The 16,322-nt window shown below is 74.4% G+C and carries 11 protein-coding genes; 7 read left to right on the top strand and 4 right to left on the bottom strand.

The window, feature by feature from the left end:
- The first annotated feature begins 269 nt into the window (after positions 1–269).
- The 5 genes from AB0O01_RS15650 to AB0O01_RS15630 all read left to right on the top strand — a co-directional run bounded on the left by AB0O01_RS15650 (position 270) and on the right by AB0O01_RS15630 (position 6,303).
- Positions 270–1,802, top strand: a complete 1,533-nt coding sequence (locus tag AB0O01_RS15650) for a cobyric acid synthase (RefSeq protein ID WP_365313644.1) — start codon at positions 270–272, stop codon at positions 1,800–1,802.
- A complete protein-coding gene (locus AB0O01_RS15645; protein WP_365313642.1) occupies positions 1,799–1,963 on the top strand; it encodes a hypothetical protein in 165 nt (54 codons plus the stop codon). Before AB0O01_RS15650 ends, AB0O01_RS15645 begins: the two co-directional genes overlap by 4 nt.
- Positions 1,960–4,095: a putative cobaltochelatase gene (locus AB0O01_RS15640; RefSeq protein ID WP_365313640.1), complete on the top strand. Its 2,136-nt coding sequence runs from the start codon at positions 1,960–1,962 to the stop codon at positions 4,093–4,095. Before AB0O01_RS15645 ends, AB0O01_RS15640 begins: the two co-directional genes overlap by 4 nt.
- A complete protein-coding gene (gene cobO / locus AB0O01_RS15635) occupies positions 4,095–4,694 on the top strand; it encodes a cob(I)yrinic acid a,c-diamide adenosyltransferase (RefSeq protein WP_365313639.1) in 600 nt (199 codons plus the stop codon). Before AB0O01_RS15640 ends, cobO begins: the two co-directional genes overlap by 1 nt.
- A 148-nt stretch (positions 4,695–4,842) precedes the next feature.
- Positions 4,843–6,303 (top strand): cobyrinate a,c-diamide synthase, encoded by a 1,461-nt coding sequence (locus AB0O01_RS15630; protein WP_365313637.1) that lies wholly within the window; start codon positions 4,843–4,845, stop codon positions 6,301–6,303.
- A gap of 191 nt (positions 6,304–6,494) precedes the next feature.
- On the opposite strand, the gene AB0O01_RS15625 is transcribed toward AB0O01_RS15630, so the two are convergent.
- A complete protein-coding gene (locus AB0O01_RS15625; RefSeq protein WP_365313635.1) occupies positions 6,495–7,214 on the bottom strand; it encodes a ZIP family metal transporter in 720 nt (239 codons plus the stop codon).
- A gap of 161 nt (positions 7,215–7,375) precedes the next feature.
- Here AB0O01_RS15625 and cobC point away from each other — a divergent pair, with 161 nt between their 5' ends.
- Positions 7,376–8,920 carry an Rv2231c family pyridoxal phosphate-dependent protein CobC gene (cobC, locus tag AB0O01_RS15620; RefSeq protein WP_365313634.1) on the top strand — a complete coding sequence of 515 codons (1,545 nt, stop codon included), beginning with the start codon at positions 7,376–7,378 and terminating at the stop codon, positions 8,918–8,920.
- A 157-nt stretch (positions 8,921–9,077) separates the two neighbouring features.
- On the opposite strand, the gene AB0O01_RS15615 is transcribed toward cobC, so the two are convergent.
- On the bottom strand, positions 9,078–10,019 hold the full coding sequence (locus tag AB0O01_RS15615) for an SCO1860 family LAETG-anchored protein (protein ID WP_365313633.1): 942 nt from the start codon (positions 10,017–10,019) through the stop codon (positions 9,078–9,080).
- Positions 10,020–10,394: 375 nt separating this feature from the next.
- Positions 10,395–11,480, bottom strand: a complete 1,086-nt coding sequence (locus AB0O01_RS15610; protein WP_365313631.1) for an amidohydrolase family protein — start codon at positions 11,478–11,480, stop codon at positions 10,395–10,397.
- Between the two features lie 302 nt (positions 11,481–11,782).
- On the opposite strand from AB0O01_RS15610, the gene AB0O01_RS15605 reads away from it, so the two are divergent.
- Positions 11,783–12,877: an aminotransferase class V-fold PLP-dependent enzyme gene (locus AB0O01_RS15605; protein WP_365313775.1), complete on the top strand. Its 1,095-nt coding sequence runs from the start codon at positions 11,783–11,785 to the stop codon at positions 12,875–12,877.
- Here the strand turns inward: AB0O01_RS15605 and AB0O01_RS15600 are convergent.
- Complete coding sequence (locus tag AB0O01_RS15600; RefSeq protein WP_365313629.1) at positions 12,874–16,320, bottom strand: NACHT domain-containing protein; 3,447 nt, start codon at positions 16,318–16,320, stop codon at positions 12,874–12,876. The genes AB0O01_RS15605 and AB0O01_RS15600 overlap by 4 nt on opposite strands.
- Positions 16,321–16,322: the final 2 nt, after the last annotated feature.

Here is a 16,322-nt window from a genome sequence, read left to right as displayed (position 1 = left end):
TCGGCTCAGCCGGGGTTGCCGGGGCCGGACTTGCCAGGGCCGGGATCGGCTCATCCGGAGTCGCCGAGGCCGGGGTCGCCGAGGCCGGACTTGCCGGGGCCAGGGTCGCCGGGGCCAAGCTCACCGGGGCCGGGGTCACCAGGACCCGGGTCACCGGTGCCGGGGTCACCGGGGCCAGGGTCGCGGCATCCGGTGCGCGCCGGGATCAGAAGCATGGCCGTGGCCCGGGTCAACGCCATGGCCAAGGCCCGTACCGAAGGACTCCCCCGATGACCGCCCATGCCCTCCTCGTCGCCGGTACCACCTCCGACGCCGGGAAGAGTGTCGTCACCGCCGGAATCTGCCGCTGGCTGGTGCGGCAGGGGGTGAAGGTCGCGCCCTTCAAGGCGCAGAACATGTCGCTGAACTCGTTCGTGACCCGGGAGGGCGCGGAGATCGGGCGGGCGCAGGCCATGCAGGCGCAGGCGTGCCGGGTCGAACCGTCGGCGGCCATGAACCCGGTGCTGCTGAAGCCGGGTGGCGAGCGGAGCAGCCAGGTCGTGCTGATGGGCCGCCCGGTGGGTGAGATGAGCGCCCGCGGCTATCACGGCGGGCGGCGCGAAGCGCTGCTCGGGACGGTGCTGGAGTGCCTCGACGGGCTGCGGGCCGACCATGACGTCGTGGTGTGCGAGGGCGCCGGGAGTCCCGCCGAGATCAATCTGCGGCACACCGACATCGTCAACATGGGTCTCGCCCGCCATGCCCGGCTCCCCGTGCTGGTGGTCGGGGACATCGACCGGGGCGGGGTCTTCGCCTCGTTCTTCGGGACCGTCGCGCTGCTGTCGCCGCAGGACCAGGCGCTGGTCGCCGGATTCCTGGTGAACAAGTTCCGCGGCGATGTGTCCCTGCTCCGGCCCGGCCTCGACATGCTCGCCTCGCTCACCGGACGCCCCACCTACGGGGTGCTGCCGTTCCGGTCCGGACTCGGTATCGACGAGGAGGACGGGATGGGGGTGCCCCCGCGCGAGCGCGAGCGGGCGCATGCCGGTGGCGGCCGGGAGTCCATGGCCGGGCCGCCCGTCGGCGCGGAGGTGCTGCGGGTCGCGGTCTGCGCGGTGCCGCTGATGTCCAACTTCACCGATGCCGACGCGCTGGCCGCCGAACCCGGGGTCGTGGTGCGGTTCGTGGACCGGCCGGAGGAACTGGCCGACGCCGATCTGGTCGTCGTACCGGGGACCCGGGGGACGGTCCGGGCGCTGGCGTGGCTGCGGGAGCGCGGGCTCGCCGACGCCCTCGTGGCGCGGGCCGCGACCGGGCTGCCGGTCCTCGGGATCTGCGGGGGCTTCCAACTGCTCGGGGAGCACATCCAGGACGACGTGGAGAGCCGGGCCGGTTCGGTCGACGGGCTCGGGCTGCTGCCCGTACGGGTGCGGTTCGCGCCGGACAAGACCCTGGCCCGGCCCGTCGGCGAGGCCCTCGGGGAGCGGGTCGAGGGGTACGAGATCCATCACGGTGTCGCCGATGTCGTCGGCGGTGAACCGTTTCTCGACGGGTGCCGGGCCGGGCAGACCTGGGGTACCCACTGGCACGGCTCGCTGGAGTCGGACGCCTTCCGGCGGGCCTTTCTGCGGGAGGTGGCCGCCGCCTCCGGGCGCCGGTTCGTGCCCGCGCCCGGCACCTCCTTCGCCGGGCTGCGCGAGGAGCGGCTCGACCGGCTCGGCGATCTGATCGAACAGCACGCGGACACGGACGCGCTCTGGCGGCTCATCGAGTCCGGGGCGCCGCCGGGGCTTCCCTTCGTGCCGCCGGGAGCGCCCGCATGACCATCGGAACCCTCACCGCGCCCCGGTGGGGGGCGGGGACGACGACGGAGCGGCTGCGGGCCGTGCGTCCGGAACCGGCGGGCGGCCCGGAGAGCGCCCCGGCGGCCGACAACAGGCACGACAGGCACGACAGGCACGACAAGGAGGACGAGGACAAGTGAGCATCGCGTTTCCGTTCACGGCCGTGGTCGGCCAGGACGATCTGCGGCTCGCGCTGCTGCTGAACGCCGTGTCACCGGCGGTCGGCGGGGTGCTGGTGCGCGGGGAGAAGGGCACCGCCAAGTCGACCGCCGTACGGGCGCTGTCGGCGCTGCTGCCCGAGGTGCGGGTGGTGGCCGGGTGCCGCTTCTCGTGCGATCCGGCGGCGCCGGACCCGGGCTGCCCGGACGGGCCGCACGAGGACGGGGCAGGCGCAGGGGCCGGGGCCGGAATTGGGGGCGGGGCCGGGGTCGGGCAGACGCGGCCCTCGCGGATGGTGGAGCTGCCGGTCGGGGCGTCCGAGGACCGGCTCGTCGGCGCGCTCGACATCGAACGGGCCCTCGCCGAGGGCGTCAAGAGCTTCGAGCCGGGCCTGCTCGCCCGGGCCCACCGCGGGATCCTCTACGTCGACGAGGTCAACCTGCTCCACGACCATCTGGTCGATCTGCTGCTGGACGCCGCCGCGATGGGCGCCTCCTACGTCGAGCGCGAGGGCGTGTCGGTGCGGCACGCGGCCCGTTTCATGCTGGTCGGCACCATGAACCCGGAGGAGGGCGAGCTGCGGCCCCAGCTCCTCGACCGGTTCGGCCTCACCGTCGAGGTCACCGCCTCGCGCGAGCCGGACCAGCGGGTGGAGGTGGTGCGGCGCCGACTGGCCCACGACGACGATCCCGCCGCCTTCGCCGCCCGGTGGGCCGAGGAGGAGTCCGCCGTACGGGCGCGGATCGTGGCGGCGCGGGAGCTGCTGCCGTCGGTGCGGCTGGGCGACGGGGCGCTGCGGCAGATCGCGGCGACCTGCGCGGCGTTCGAGGTGGACGGGATGCGGGCGGACATCGTGATGGCCCGCACCGCGACCGCGCTGGCGGCCTGGGCCGGGCGGACGGACGTGCTCGCCGAGGACGTCCGGCAGGCGGCGCTGCTGGCGCTGCCGCACCGGCGCCGCCGCAACCCGTTCGACGCGCCGGGCCTGGACGAGGAGCGGCTCGACCGGACGCTGGAGGAGTTCGCCGGGGAACCGGACAGCCCTGGAGAGGGCTCGGGCGAGGGCTCGGGCGACAGTTCGGGCGGCCCCGACGACGACGGTCCCGGCCCGGACGGGCCCGGTGGTGGCGGGCAGCGGCCGGACGCGGGTGGGGACGGGGGCGAGGGGGGCGAGGGGAGTGACTCGGGTGCGCCGCCGCCCGGGGCCGGGGGCGGCGAGGACGGTGGGGGGCCGGTTCCGTCCGGTGCCGGGGAACAGTCCCCCGTACGGGCCTCGGAGCCGTTCCGGACGAAGGTGCTGAGCGTGCCCGGGATCGGGGAGGGGGCCGCGGGGCGGCGTTCACGGGCGCGGACCGAGCACGGGCGGACGACCGGGGCGCAGCGGGCCGAGGGGGCGCTGACCAGGCTGCATCTGGCGGCGACGGTCCGGGCGGCGGCCCCGCACCAGCGGGCGCGCGGACGGTCCGGGCCGGGGCTGGTGGTGCGGCGGGACGATCTGCGGCAGGCGCGGCGGGAGGGGCGTGAGGGCAATCTCGTGCTGTTCGTGGTGGACGCCTCCGGGTCGATGGCGGCCCGGCGGCGGATGGGCGCGGTAAAGGGGGCGGTGCTGTCGCTGCTGCTGGACGCGTACCAGCGGCGGGACAAGGTGGGGCTGGTGACCTTCCGGGGGACCTCGGCGGAGGTGGCGCTGCCGCCGACCTCGTCGGTGGACGCCGCCGCCGCGCGGCTGGAGTCGCTGCCGACCGGGGGGCGGACGCCGCTCGGGGCCGGACTGCTGCGGGCGCACGAGGTGCTGCGGGTGGAGCGGCTGCGGGATCCGGCGCGACGGGCGCTGGTCGTGGTGGTGACGGACGGACGGGCGACCGGCGGGCCGCCCGAGCCGGTGGCCCACGCCGGGCGCGCGGCACGGCTGTTCGCGGCGGACGGGGTGGCGTCGGTGGTGGTGGACTGCGAGTCGGGGCCGGTGCGGCTGGGGCTGGCCGGGCGGCTGGCCGGCGAGCTGGCGGGGACCGCGGTCACGCTGGACGAGCTGCGGGCCGAGTCGATCGCCGGGCTGGTCAGGGATGTGCAGGGCGTACAGGGCGCCAAGGGCGTATCAGGGAGGGCCGCGTAATGCCGCAGGGACAGCCGAGTGTCGTACCGGAGGACGGGCTGACGACCCGTCAGCGCAGGAACCGGCCCCTGGTCGTCGTCCACACGGGCGCCGGCAAGGGGAAGTCCACGGCCGCGTTCGGGCTCGCGCTGCGGGCCTGGAACCAGGGGTGGCCGATCGGGGTGTTCCAGTTCGTCAAGTCCGCGAAGTGGAAGGTCGGCGAGGAGCGGGCGCTGCGGGTGCTCGGGGACTCCGGGGAGGGCGGCTCCGTCGCCTGGCACAAGATGGGCGAGGGCTGGTCCTGGGTGCAGCGCGACGCCCAGGCGGACAACGAGGAGAAGGCCCGGGAGGGCTGGGAGCAGGTCAAACGCGATCTGGCGGCGCAGACGTACCAACTGTATGTGCTGGACGAGTTCGCGTATCCGATGCACTGGGGGTGGGTGGATCCCGAGGAGGTGGTCTCCGTGCTCCGGGAGCGCCCCGGGCAGCAGCATGTGGTGATCACCGGCCGCAACGCGCCCGAGGCGCTGGTCGCGTACGCCGATCTCGTCACCGACATGTCCAAGGTGAAGCATCCGATGGACGCGGGGCAGAAGGGGCAGCGGGGGATCGAGTGGTGAGGGACGACGATTCGTGTCGGGGGTGCGGGACGTGGCGGGGGTGCGGGACGTGTCGGGGGTGCGGGACGTGTCGGGGGTGTGGGACGTGTCGGGGGTGCGGGACGTGTCGTCCATGACGCCTATGACACCTGTGACGCCCCTGGCACCCATGACGCCCGTGACGCCCGTGACGCCTACGGGTGCCCGCGTGCCGCGGCTGGTGATCGCCGCGCCCTCGTCGGGGAGCGGGAAGACCACCGTCGCGACGGGGCTGATGGCCGCGTTCGCCGCGCGGGGGCTCGCCGTGTCCGGGCACAAGGTGGGGCCGGACTACATCGACCCCGGCTATCACGCGCTGGCCACCGGACGGCCGGGGCGCAACCTGGACGCGTATCTGTGCGGGCCGGAGCTGATCGGACCGCTGTTCCTGCACGGGTCGCGGGGGTGCGAGGTGGCCGTGATCGAAGGGGTGATGGGGCTCTTCGACGGGGCCGCCGGGCAGGGCGAGCTGGCCTCGACCGCGCAGGTGGCGAAGCTGCTGCGGGCGCCGGTGGTGCTGGTGGTGGACGCGTCGGCGCAGTCGCGGTCGGTGGCGGCGCTGGTGCACGGGTTCGTGACCTGGGACCCCGAGGTGCGGATCGGGGGCGTCATCCTCAACAAGGTCGCGTCCGACCGGCACGAGGAGCTGTTGCGGGAGGCGCTGGAGGCGGTGGGGACGCCGGTGCTGGGGGTGGTGCGGCGGGCGCCGGAGGCGGTGGGGACGCCGTCACGGCATCTGGGGCTGGTGCCGGTGGCGGAGCGGCGGGCGGAGGCCGTGGCGGCGGTGGCGGCGATGGGGGCGCGGGTCGCGGCGGGGTGCGATCTGGAGGGGTTGCTGCGGCTTGCGCGGGAGGCCGGGGGGATGGGGTCGGGGATGGGGATGGGGCTGGGGAGTGGGGGGTGGGACGCGGAGGAGGCGGTGGGGGGCGCGGAGGAGGCGGTGGACGCGGTCGGGGGTGAGGGCCGGCCGGGGGGCCGTCGGCGGGGGAGGCCCGTGGTCGCGGTGGCGGGTGGGGCCGCGTTCACGTTCTCCTATGCCGAGCACATCGAGTTGCTGCGGGCCGCCGGGGCCGAGGTGGCCGTCTTCGATCCGCTGCGGGACGAGCGGCTGCCGGAGGGGACCGCGGGGCTGGTCGTCGGGGGCGGGTTTCCCGAGGTGTTCGCCGGGGAGCTGGCCGCCAACGAGTCCCTGCGGAAGGACATCGCGGTGCTCGCGGAGCGCGGCGCGCCGATCGCCGCCGAGTGCGCCGGACTGCTCTACCTCTGCCGGGAACTGGACGGGCGCCCGATGTGCGGGGTGCTGGACGCCTCGGCCCGGATGACCGACCGGCTCACCCTCGGGTACCGGGACGCCGTGGCCGTCGGCGACAGTGTGCTGGCCGCGGCCGGGACGCGGATGCGGGGGCACGAGTTCCACCGGACCGCCGTCGAGCCCGGCGCCGGGGACACCCCCGCCTGGGGGCTGCGGACGCCGGTGCCCCGGGTCGAGGGGTTCGTCCGGCACGGGGTGCACGCGAGCTATCTGCACACCCACTGGGCATCGGCGCCCGGCGTGGCGCTTCGGTTCGTCGAGCGGTGCGGGTCGTTGTGAGTGGCGGGGTGGGGGGAGGGGTGGTGGGAGGGGTGGGGGCCGGTTCCGGTGAGGCGGAGCTGGTGCCCGCTGGCCCGGAGGCGGTGTCCGCTGGCCCGGACCCGGTGTCCGGTGACCCCGAGCCGGAGCCCGGTGACCCCGAGCCGACACTCGTGAAGGGCGTCGACGCGCTGCACGGCCGCGCCGCCCGCTCACTCCCCCGCCAGCCCCACCACCAGCCAGATGAAGCCCGCCCCGGCGATCGTGCACAGCAGGGTCGGGCCCGCGGGGTGTTCGTGGTGGGCCTCGGGGAGGATCTCCGCCGCCGCGAGGTAGAGCAGGGCGCCGCCGAACAGGGCGAGATAGCCCCCCAGCACCGGGTGCGGGATGGTGAAGAGCAGGGTCGAGGCGGCGCCGACGACAGGGGCCGCCGCGTCGGCGACCAGCAGGGCGACGGCCTTGCGGCGGGCGTTGCCGTAGAGGGTCGCGAGGGTGAAGGTGTTGAAGCCGTCCGCGAAGTCATGGGCGATCACCGCGACCGCGACGGCCAGGCCCATGCCCTCGGCGACCTGGAAGGCGGCGCCGATGGCGACCCCGTCCATCGCGCTGTGGCCGACCATGGCGGCGGCGGCGGTGAGCCCCACCTCCGGGGTGCGGGCATGCTCGTCGCCCCCGTGCGCGGCGGCCAGCAGCCGTTCCACCAGATGGGCCAGGAGGAACCCGGCGACGAACAGCAGCAGCGCCGCCGGTACGCCGAACACCTCCCGGCCCGCCGCCTCCAGCGCCTCCGGCAGCAGGTCCAGGCCCACCACCCCCAGCATCAGCCCGCCGGCCAGGCCCAGCACCAGGTGACGGCGGTCCGTCACCCGTTGCGCGGTCCAGCCGCCGGCCAGCGTCATCAGGAACGCGCCGAGCGCGACGAACACCGCCATGCGCCCTTGCTATCGGACCCGGGGGCCCCGGTGCGGTTGCGACGCCCCGGACATCCTCGGTGGGCTGCTCTGTGATGTGCCGGTTGCTGCCGCGTTCGCCTATACGTCGTCCGCATATATGTCCATATACCTACGTATCTGTATGAGAGGGAGCCGAGTCCATGCCCGAGTCGTCCATACCCGAGGCCGGGATCGAGACCGGGATCAAGACCGGGATCGAGGCCGGGACGGACCTCGTCGTCGGGGTGGGCGCCTCGCGGAGCGCCCCGGCGGAGGAGATCGTCGCGCTGGTCGAGGGCGCGCTGCGGGAGGCGGGGCTGTCGGCGCACGACGTCGGCCGGTTCGCGACCGTGGCCGCGAAGGCGGAGCAGCCCGGGATCGTCGCGGCGGCCGAACGGTTCGGCGTGCCGCTGGTGACGCACTCCGCGGACGCCCTGGCGGCGATCGGTGTCCCGAACCCCTCCGACGCGCCGCTCACCGCCGTGGGCACCCCCTCCGTCGCCGAGGCCGCGGCGCTGGCCGGGGGTGGTGAACTGGTCGTCCCGAAGCGGAAGTCGGCGCGGGCGACCTGCGCGGTGGCGCGGGCCGGGGTGAGTGGCGGGCGGTCGGACGGGGTGCCGAACGGGGTCGGGGTCGGGGTCGGACCTTCGGACGGGCTGCCCGATCTGGCGCATCACGGGGACGCGGAGGTCCGGGACGAGGGGGCGGCGCTGGTCGATCTCGCCGTGAACGTCCGCGCGGACACCCCTCCGGCGTGGCTGCGGGAGGTGATCGCCGGGTCGCTGGACGGGCTCGCGGCCTATCCGGACGGGCGCCGGGCGCGGGCGGCGGTGGCGGCCCGGCACGGGCTCGACCCGGACCGGGTCCTGCTGACGGCGGGCGCGGCGGAGGCGTTCGTCCTGGTGGCGAGGGCGGCGAAGGTGAGCCGTCCGGTGGTGGTGCATCCGCAGTTCACCGAGCCGGAGGCGGCGCTGCGGGACGCCGGGCACTCCGTCGACCGGGTGCTGCTGCGGCCCGAGGACGGCTTCCGGCTGGACCCGTCGGCCGTACCGGAGGACGCCGACCTGGTGGTGCTCGGCAACCCGACGAATCCGACCTCGGTGCTGCATCCGGCGGCGGCCGTCACGGCGCTGGCCCGGCCGGGGCGGACGCTGGTGGTGGACGAGGCGTTCATGGACGCGGTGACGGGCGAACGGGAGTCGCTGGCCGGCCGGACCGACGTCCCCGGGCTGGTGGTGCTGCGCAGCCTGACCAAGACCTGGGGCCTGGCCGGGCTGCGCATCGGGTACGTGCTGGCCGCGCCGGAGACGGTCGCCGCGCTGGAGCGCGTCCAGCCGCTGTGGCCGGTGTCCACGCCCGCGCTGGCCGCCGCCGAGGCGTGCATGACGCCCCGCGCGCTGGCGGAGGCCGACCGCGCGGCCCGGCGGATCGGTGCCGACCGGGCCCATCTGGTGGCGGCGCTGTCGGCGGTTGCGGGAGTGCGTGTGACCGGCCCGGCGGAGGCGCCGTTCGTCCTCGTACGGCTGCGGGGCGCGTCCGCCGTCCGGCACCGGCTGCGGGACCTGGGCTTCGCGGTCCGGCGCGGGGACACGTTCCCGGGGCTGGGCGAGGACTGGCTGCGCGTGGCGGTACGGGACCGGGGGACGACGGATGCGTTTGTGGGGGTGTTGGGGGAGATGGGGGAGATGGGGGAGGCGGGGAGGTAGGCGAGTGGGGGGCGGACCGGGTTGGCCGGGGGTCGGGGCCGGGGGCCGGGGCCGGGGGTCGGGGCCGGGGGTCGGCTGCCAGGGTGCCCTCCCTGATCCCTGACAGCCGACGCTTGCGCCCCCGGCGCCCCGTCGCCCCCGTCGCCCCCGGCCGGGGCTACCCGTTCCGGCGGCGCGCCAGGACCACCGCTCCCCCGCCCGCCGCCAGCAGGGCGACCGCGCCGCCCGCGAGGTACGGGGTCATGGAGTTGCCGCCGGTCTCGGCGAGGTTGGCCTCGGTGCCCTTGCCGCCCTGGGGCTCGACGGCGGGCTCCTCCTCGGCGGCCGGTTCGGGGCCGGGCTTCTCGGACTCGGCGGGCGCCGACGGCTCGGTGACGGCGGGGGCGGCCGGGGCCTCGCACGTGGCCCGGGCGAGCGTGACGACGCCGTTGACCTCGGCGACGTTCAGCTCCAGCGGGTTGACGGAGACGTTGAGTTCGAGGGCGGTCGCGGCGGCCGTCCTCGACGTGGTCTCGCGCTTGGACAGGTCGAGCCGGACCTCGCCCACGCCCGGCACCTCGACCTCGGTGGTGCCGCCCGCGCTCAGCGTGACCTTCTTGCCGAGGACGGTGACCGAGCCGAGCACCTGGGACTCGGCGACCGGCTTCCCGCCCGCGACGCAGGTCGCCTTGGCGGTGACCTGCTCGACCTCGATGAGGGAGAGCAGCGGCAGCCCGGGGACGTGCAGCTTGGCGTGGGCGAGCCGGGTGCTGCCCTCGGCGGTGCCGTTCTCCACGGTCGCCCTGGCCTCGGCGACCTCGGCGCTCAGGACGCTGAAGGGCTTTCCGCCGTCGACGCCGTCGAGCCGGGCGGTGAGCGCGGTCTTCTCGGCGCTCCGCGGCGCCTCGACCTCGTTGAGGCTGAGCGCGAGCGGGACGTTCACGGTCTTGTTGAGCAGGCTGACATCGAGCGCGGTACGCAGGACGACGGCGTCGGCGCGGCCTTCCTCGGTGGCGTGCGCGGAACCCGCTCCGGCCAGGGCCGCCGGACCGGCGGCCAGGACGGTGGCGGTGGCGACGACCGCGAGTCCGCGGACGGGCGCGAACCGGTGTGCGGGCATACGGAAGTTGGTGGTGCCGTTCAAGGTGTGGGACCCCCAGAAGAGACAAGCTTGGGACCCCGTAAGAATTACGCACGGAGAGTGAACGGGCGGCGATCCTGCGTCACTTCACCCAAACGTGGGGTTTCCGGGCATGTTTTCGAATCTTTCGGCACGGCTGTTCCAGGACTTCACCGGAGCACCAGAGGACATTCGAGCGGGAGGGGGCGGGGGCGGCGTGCGGTGTGATGCCGCGAAAGGTGATCAACGACCCGACCTCGTCTTCGTCACGCTCCGTCAACCGGGCGCCGGGGCGAGGCTGAGGGCCGGGCAAGGCCGAAGGCCGGGGCGAGGTGAGGGGGTGGGCTGGGGCCGCCGGGACGGGGCCGGGCGCCGTCAGACGACGACCCGCCCGTTCAGCACCACCCGGCGCGGGTCCGTCAGGACGCGGACGTCGTCGCACGGGTCCCGGTCGTAGACGACGAGGTCGGCGGGGGCGCCCTCGTCCAGGCCGGGACGGCCGAGCCAGGCGCGGGCCGCCCAGGTCCCCGCCGAGATCGCGGCCACGGCCGGGAGCCCGGCGGTCACCAGTTCACCGACCTCGGCCGCCGCCAGCCCGTGCGGCAGGGTGCCGCCCGCGTCGGTGCCGACGAACACCGGGATCCCGGCGTCATGGGCGTTGCGGACGGTGTCGTAGCGGCGTTCGTGGAGCCGGCGCATATGGGCCGACCAGCGCGGGAACTTGCTCTCGCCGCCGTCGGCGAGGCGCGGGAAGGTGGCGATGTTGACCAGGGTCGGGACGATCGCCACCCCGCGGGCGGCGAACAGCGGGATCAGGTCGTCGGTGAGGCCGGTGGCGTGCTCGATGCAGTCGATGCCGGCCTCGACCAGGTCGCGCAGCGAGTCCTCGGCGAAGCAGTGGGCGGTGACCCGGGCGCCGAGCCGGTGGGCCTCGGCGATGGCCGGTGCCAGGGCCTCGCGCGGCCAGCACGCGGTCAGATCACCGGCCTCGCGGTCGATCCAGTCGCCGACCAGTTTGACCCAGCCGTCGCCGCGCCGGGCCTCCTGGGCGACGTACGCGACCAGGTCCCCGGGTTCGATCTCCCAGGCGTAGTTGCGGATGTAGCGGCGGGTGCGGGCGATGTGACGGCCGGCCCGGATGATCTTCGGGAGGTCGTCGCGGGCGTCGATCCAGCGGGTGTCCGAGGGCGACCCGGCGTCGCGCAGCAGCAGGGCACCGGCCTCCCGGTCGGTGAGGGCCTGCTTCTCGGAGACGTCGTCGGAGACGGGCCCGTGCCGGTCGAGGCCGACATGGCAGTGGGCGTCGACCAGGCCGGGCAGGACCCAGCCGTCGACGGTGCGGAGGTCGCGGGCGGTGCGGGGGCGGTCGTAGGAGATACGGCCGTCCAGGACCCAGAGTTCGTCACGGACGTCGTCCGGTCCGACGAGGATCCGCCCCTTCACATGCAGCGCGTCGCTCATGCCGACCAGCGTAATTATCGCCGGGCGGGGCCGATCCGGCGGGTGGGGCGGGATGTGTGCCGGTTACTCTCGATGGCGTCGCTCAATCGACCGACCGACTGCTCGACCGACTGTCGACCGGTCGACTGTTCGACCGACCGACTGGTAGATCGACCGACTGGTAGATCGACCGACCGACTGATCGATCCGACTCGATCAACAGATCGCTCGATCAACAGATCAGCAGCTCGATAGATCGATAGATCGCCCATCTCTCTCCATAGATCAACCGCCATCCGAAAGCGAAAGAGCACCCCGTGACCGTGCCCCACCCCTTCCTCGACCTCGCCCCGCTGAGCGCCCGGCGTTTCGCCGCCATCGAGGACCGGGTGGCCCGGCTGCTCGGCACCCGCCAGGACGTGGTGATCACCCAGGGCGAGGCACTGCTCCCGCTGGAGGGCGCGATCCGCGCGACGGCGACCCCTTCGACGACCGCGCTGAACGTGATCACGGGCCCCTACGGCCAGACCTTCGGCGACTGGCTGCGGGACTGCGGCGCGACCGTGCGCGACCTGGCGGTGCCCTTCCACACGGCGGTCACCGCCGACCAGATCCGCGAGGCCCTGACCGAGCACCCGGAGATCGACTTCGTCTCCCTGGTGCACGCGGAGGCGGCCACCGGCAACACCAACCCGGTCGCCGAGATCGGCGAGGTCGTACGGGCCCACGGCGCCCTGTTCTATCTGGACGCCGTGGCCTCGGTGGGCGCAGAACCGGTACTGCCGGACGCCTGGGGTGTCGACCTGTGCGTGATCGGCGCGCAGAAGGCGATGGGCGGTCCGGCCGGCGTGTCGGCCGTTTCGGTGAGCGAACGGGCATGGACGCGCATGGCGGACAACCCCCGCGCCCCGCGCCGCTCCTACCTCTCCCTCCTGGACTGGAAGGAGCGCTGGATCGACGGTGGCCGAAGGGCCCTGCTGCACGCGCCCGCGCAGTTGGAGATGCTCGCGCTGGAGGCGTGCGTGGCGCGCATCGAGGCGGAGGGGCCGGACACGGTCATGGCCCGCCACGCGGCGGCTGCCGCCGGGACGCGCGCGGGCGCGCTGGCGCTGGGCGGCGGCCTGGAGCCGTACGTCCACGAGGCGCGGGACGCGGCGCCGGTCGCCACGACCCTGCGCGCCCCGGCCGGGGTGATCGCGTCCGACCTGGTCGCCCGTGCCCTGGCCGCGGACCCGTCCCTGCCGCTGGCGGCGGGCGGGGGCGCCCTGGCCAAGGAGATGATCCGCGTCAACCACTACGGCACGGACGCCACACCGGGGGCGGTCCGGGCGTGTCTGACGGGGCTCGGGGTGGCGATGGCGGAGCAGGGACTGGATGTGGATGTGGTGGGGGCGTTGAGGGCGGCGGAGGGCCGCTAGGCGCGCTCCGGCGCGGTGGACGGTGATCGTCTGATCAGCAAACGATCACCCATGTCCTTCTCTCCGAGAAAGCCGATGCGTTCGAGGTCGTCCGCCCAGAACTCGATGGTGACGGTGGGGCGGGAGTGCAGCGGGGTCAGGTCGATCACCAGGGGGCGTGCGTCCTGATCGGTAGTCCACCGGACATCGATCGATCGCACACCGGTGAACACCTGGATGATCGTTTCCAGATCGATGTCGCTCTTGATGTCGGTGAGACCCAGCCACCCGATGTTCGGAACGGCCCGGTCGGGAAGCAGATCACGGAGGTGTCCGCCGACGAGGTACAGGCCGGTCAGACTGGCCGACGCGGAGACGGCATCCCAGCACTCGGGCACCGTCTCGCCACCGAGTTCCAGAACCTCCAGCCCGAGCCCGGCGAGAGCGGAGAAGTCGCGCAGGGCCGGGCAGTTCTCCACCATCAGCGTCTCCAGGTCTGTCCTGCCCCGCAGGAAGTCCAGGTCCTCGACCCGGGTGTTGCCTCGCAGGTGGAGGTGCCGGGTGCCGGAGGCGGGAAGCCGCGCGGCGAGTTCCCCGGAGGTGAAGTCGCCCGGCAGCCACAGCAGCTCGACCGAGGCCAGGCATGCCACGGTGGCCAGTTGCTCCGGGGTGCGCACGGTCAGCGCGGGCGCGTGCATGCCCGTGAGCACCTCGCGGGCGTACTCCCGCAGGGGTTGTCTCATCCAGCCCCAGACGATCTGCATGCGCACCATGCTGTTCGGATGGGAGACGTAGGCCCTGAGGGCGCCGCGCGCCGAGGTGCTCCGGATGCCCGTCAGCGCCTGGACGACGTTCTGGGCGGCCTCGTCCGCCAGTCTCTCCGGCCCGGGGAGAAGGTCCACCACCCAGTCACCCAGCTCGGAGACGGCCCGGATCTCGGCGCTCGACTCCGGCGGGAGCAGCGCCCCCACCCGTCCGCGTATGCGCCCCCTCAGGCCCTCGTCCAGGGAGAGCAGTCCGACCGCGCAGCGCGCCGCGAGCAGATGGAGATGGAACCGTTCCGGGCGCTGCCCGGCGGCGTCCCCCTGTTCGATCAATTGCTCGATCAGTCGCTGCGCGTCCTGGCGTGTCGCGTGTCCCGCCCCCATGACCACCACATCGCGCCACTCCTCGTCCCGCGCGTGGGCCAGCAGTTCCAGGACGTACCCGCTCTCCTGGAACTCCTTCGCCGCCAGGAAGTCCTGGAAGGTGCGGTGGATGAACTGGATGTCGTCGTCGCCCCGTTCCTGGAGCAGGCCGCTGCGGTCGAGGAGGAACTGGAGGACCCGGTCCGCGGTGACGTTCTGGGACCGGATGCGGGGCATGTCCCGCAGGGCGAGGCCGAGCTGGTGGCCCGCCTCGGCGCGGGTCATCTGCTGCCGTCCGGTGCGGACCAGCCAGATGGCGATCCGCTGGAGCAGGGCGTGCTGTTCGTCGGGGTCGAGGGTCAGATCGACCTGGACGACCCCCCGGCCCGCGTCACGGCCCCCCAGGAGCATCGCCAGGGCCGCGCGGTACAGGGACCAGCGGGTGGTGGGCAGCAGGCCGCCCCGGCGCCGGTGCAGCGCGCAGATCACCGCGCACAGGAGCGGCGTACGGGCCAGGGTGTGCAGCGCGTCGTTCTCCTGGAGCTGGTGGAGCAGGGACTCCTCCAGGGTGCTGAGACGCGCCCGCTCCTCGTCCGCGGTGCCCGGTGTGCCGTGGCGCCCGCACTCCAGGCGGGCGGCGGTGTGCCAGGCCCGTACGAACGCGTCGATGTCGTCGTCGTTCATCGGGAGCAGGTTCAGTTCGGTGAACCCGTCGGCGGCGAGCCAGTGCCGGGGGACGGCGTTGGGGCGGACCGTGGCCAGGCAGCGGGTCCTGGGGTAGCGGTCCAGCAGGACGGAGAGCCAGCGGCGGGCCTCCTCGCGCTCCCGCTCCGGGACCTCGTCCAGACCGTCCACCAGGAGCAGGCCGCGTCCGGCCGCCAGGACCCGCCGGACCCAGCCCGGGGGCGGCTCCTCGCTGAGGACGCGGCCGGTGGAGGGCAGTTCCTCAAGAGACGGAAAACCGCTCCCGCGCGCGTGGACCTTGCGCAGGGGGACGACGAAGGGGACGAGGTGGTTGAGTTCGCGCAGCCGCCGGTCCAGGGTGCCGGTCGCGGCGTGCGCGGCGAGCCACCACACCAGGGTGGTCTTCCCGGCACCCGCCTCGCCGCGCAGCAGGGCACGGGGGCGGTCGGTGAGCAGGGTCTCGATGCGCCGGCGCGAGGGGTCGGGTGCGGTCTCCGGGCCTGTCCCGAGGGCCATTCCAGGGGTCGTCCCGGGGGCCATTCCGGGGGGCGTGGCTGGGGTCGTCCCGGGGGTCCTCCCAGGGGCCATTCCGGGTGCCGCCCCTGGCGCCGGTTCAGGTGCTGTCTCGGGCACCGTTGTTCCGGGCACGCTCCCGGGCACCGTCCCGGGGGCCGCCCCGCGGGCCGTCCAGGGCGGGGTTGCTCCGTGCGGGGCCGTCCCTGGCGGGGTTGTTGCTCCGGGCGGGGTTGTTCCGGTGGCCCTCTCAGGGGCCGTTCCGACGGCTTCGAGGCTGTGGTAGGCCGTGTCGAGGTCCCAGCGTGACTCGCCCCGGCCGAGTTCCTCGATGCCGAAGATCTCCGTCCTGCGGTACTGGGCCTTGAGATCGTCGGCGTAGCGGGCCTCGAACCGTTCGTCCTGGGGGTGTACCTCGGTGACGTCCTCGAAGGTCCCGGCGGACCAGCCGAACTCCCGCTGCGCCGCCCTCATCGCGGTCTCGACCGGGACGGCCTCGATGCGGAGGTGGTGGCGGTACCTGGGCACCTGCGTGACCACGCCCAGCAGTACCGCTCCGGCGAAGACCGGTGCCCCGGACAGCCCGGCGAGCGGGGACCCCGCGGGGCCGTGCTCGTCGGCGGCGGACTGGCCGAGCTGGCAGACCAGCAGGTCCCGTACGCGCCCGGCCATGGGCAGCACGCTCACCTCGTACTGGTCGTACTCCAGTTCGTCACCCGGGGTGCCGTGGGAGCTGTGGGGGTCACGGGGGCCGTAGCGCTGGATGTCGGGGAAGCCGACGATCTGGCAGTGCGGGACGGGGGACGCGGTGGCGATCCGGCCGTAACGGATCGCGCCGAGCGGGGCGGCCCGCTCACCGCCGATCACCACCAGGTCGGCGGCGAGCAGGGCCACGTCCAGCTCCGCGGAGGTCCAGGCGACCTTGCAGGGCACGGGGCGGCCGTAGGCGGGGTGGATCACCTCGGCGATGTCCTCACCGGCCACGACATGCGCGGCGGTCAGGACGACATACGCGTCGAGCAGGACGCCGCTGCCCTGGCCCGCGTCCTCGCCCGTGCCCTGAACCACCACGACACGGTCGAGGGCGAACTCCGCGGAGTCGGCGAACCCGGCGGAGTCGGCGCCTCCGGTGATGCCCACGG

The organism is Streptomyces sp. NPDC093252, from assembly GCF_040683675.1.
Lineage (GTDB): Bacteria > Actinomycetota > Actinomycetes > Streptomycetales > Streptomycetaceae > Streptomyces.
Note: the sequence above shows the minus strand (reverse complement) of the source record. Positions and strands in the feature narration are given on the sequence as shown.

Bases quoted from the DNA above. Each gene is read 5' to 3' on its own strand.
- AB0O01_RS15650 (WP_365313644.1), top strand. From the start codon at position 270: ATGACCGCCCATGCCCTCCTCGTCGCCGGTACCACCTCCGACGCCGGG.
- AB0O01_RS15645 (WP_365313642.1), top strand. From the start codon at position 1,799: ATGACCATCGGAACCCTCACCGCGCCCCGGTGGGGGGCGGGGACGACG.
- cobO (WP_365313639.1), top strand. From the start codon at position 4,095: ATGCCGCAGGGACAGCCGAGTGTCGTACCGGAGGACGGGCTGACGACC.
- AB0O01_RS15630 (WP_365313637.1), top strand. From the start codon at position 4,843: ATGACGCCCGTGACGCCCGTGACGCCTACGGGTGCCCGCGTGCCGCGG.
- AB0O01_RS15625 (WP_365313635.1), bottom strand. From the start codon at position 7,214: ATGGCGGTGTTCGTCGCGCTCGGCGCGTTCCTGATGACGCTGGCCGGC.
- cobC (WP_365313634.1), top strand. From the start codon at position 7,376: ATGCCCGAGTCGTCCATACCCGAGGCCGGGATCGAGACCGGGATCAAG.
- AB0O01_RS15615 (WP_365313633.1), bottom strand. From the start codon at position 10,019: ATGCCCGCACACCGGTTCGCGCCCGTCCGCGGACTCGCGGTCGTCGCC.
- AB0O01_RS15610 (WP_365313631.1), bottom strand. From the start codon at position 11,480: ATGAGCGACGCGCTGCATGTGAAGGGGCGGATCCTCGTCGGACCGGAC.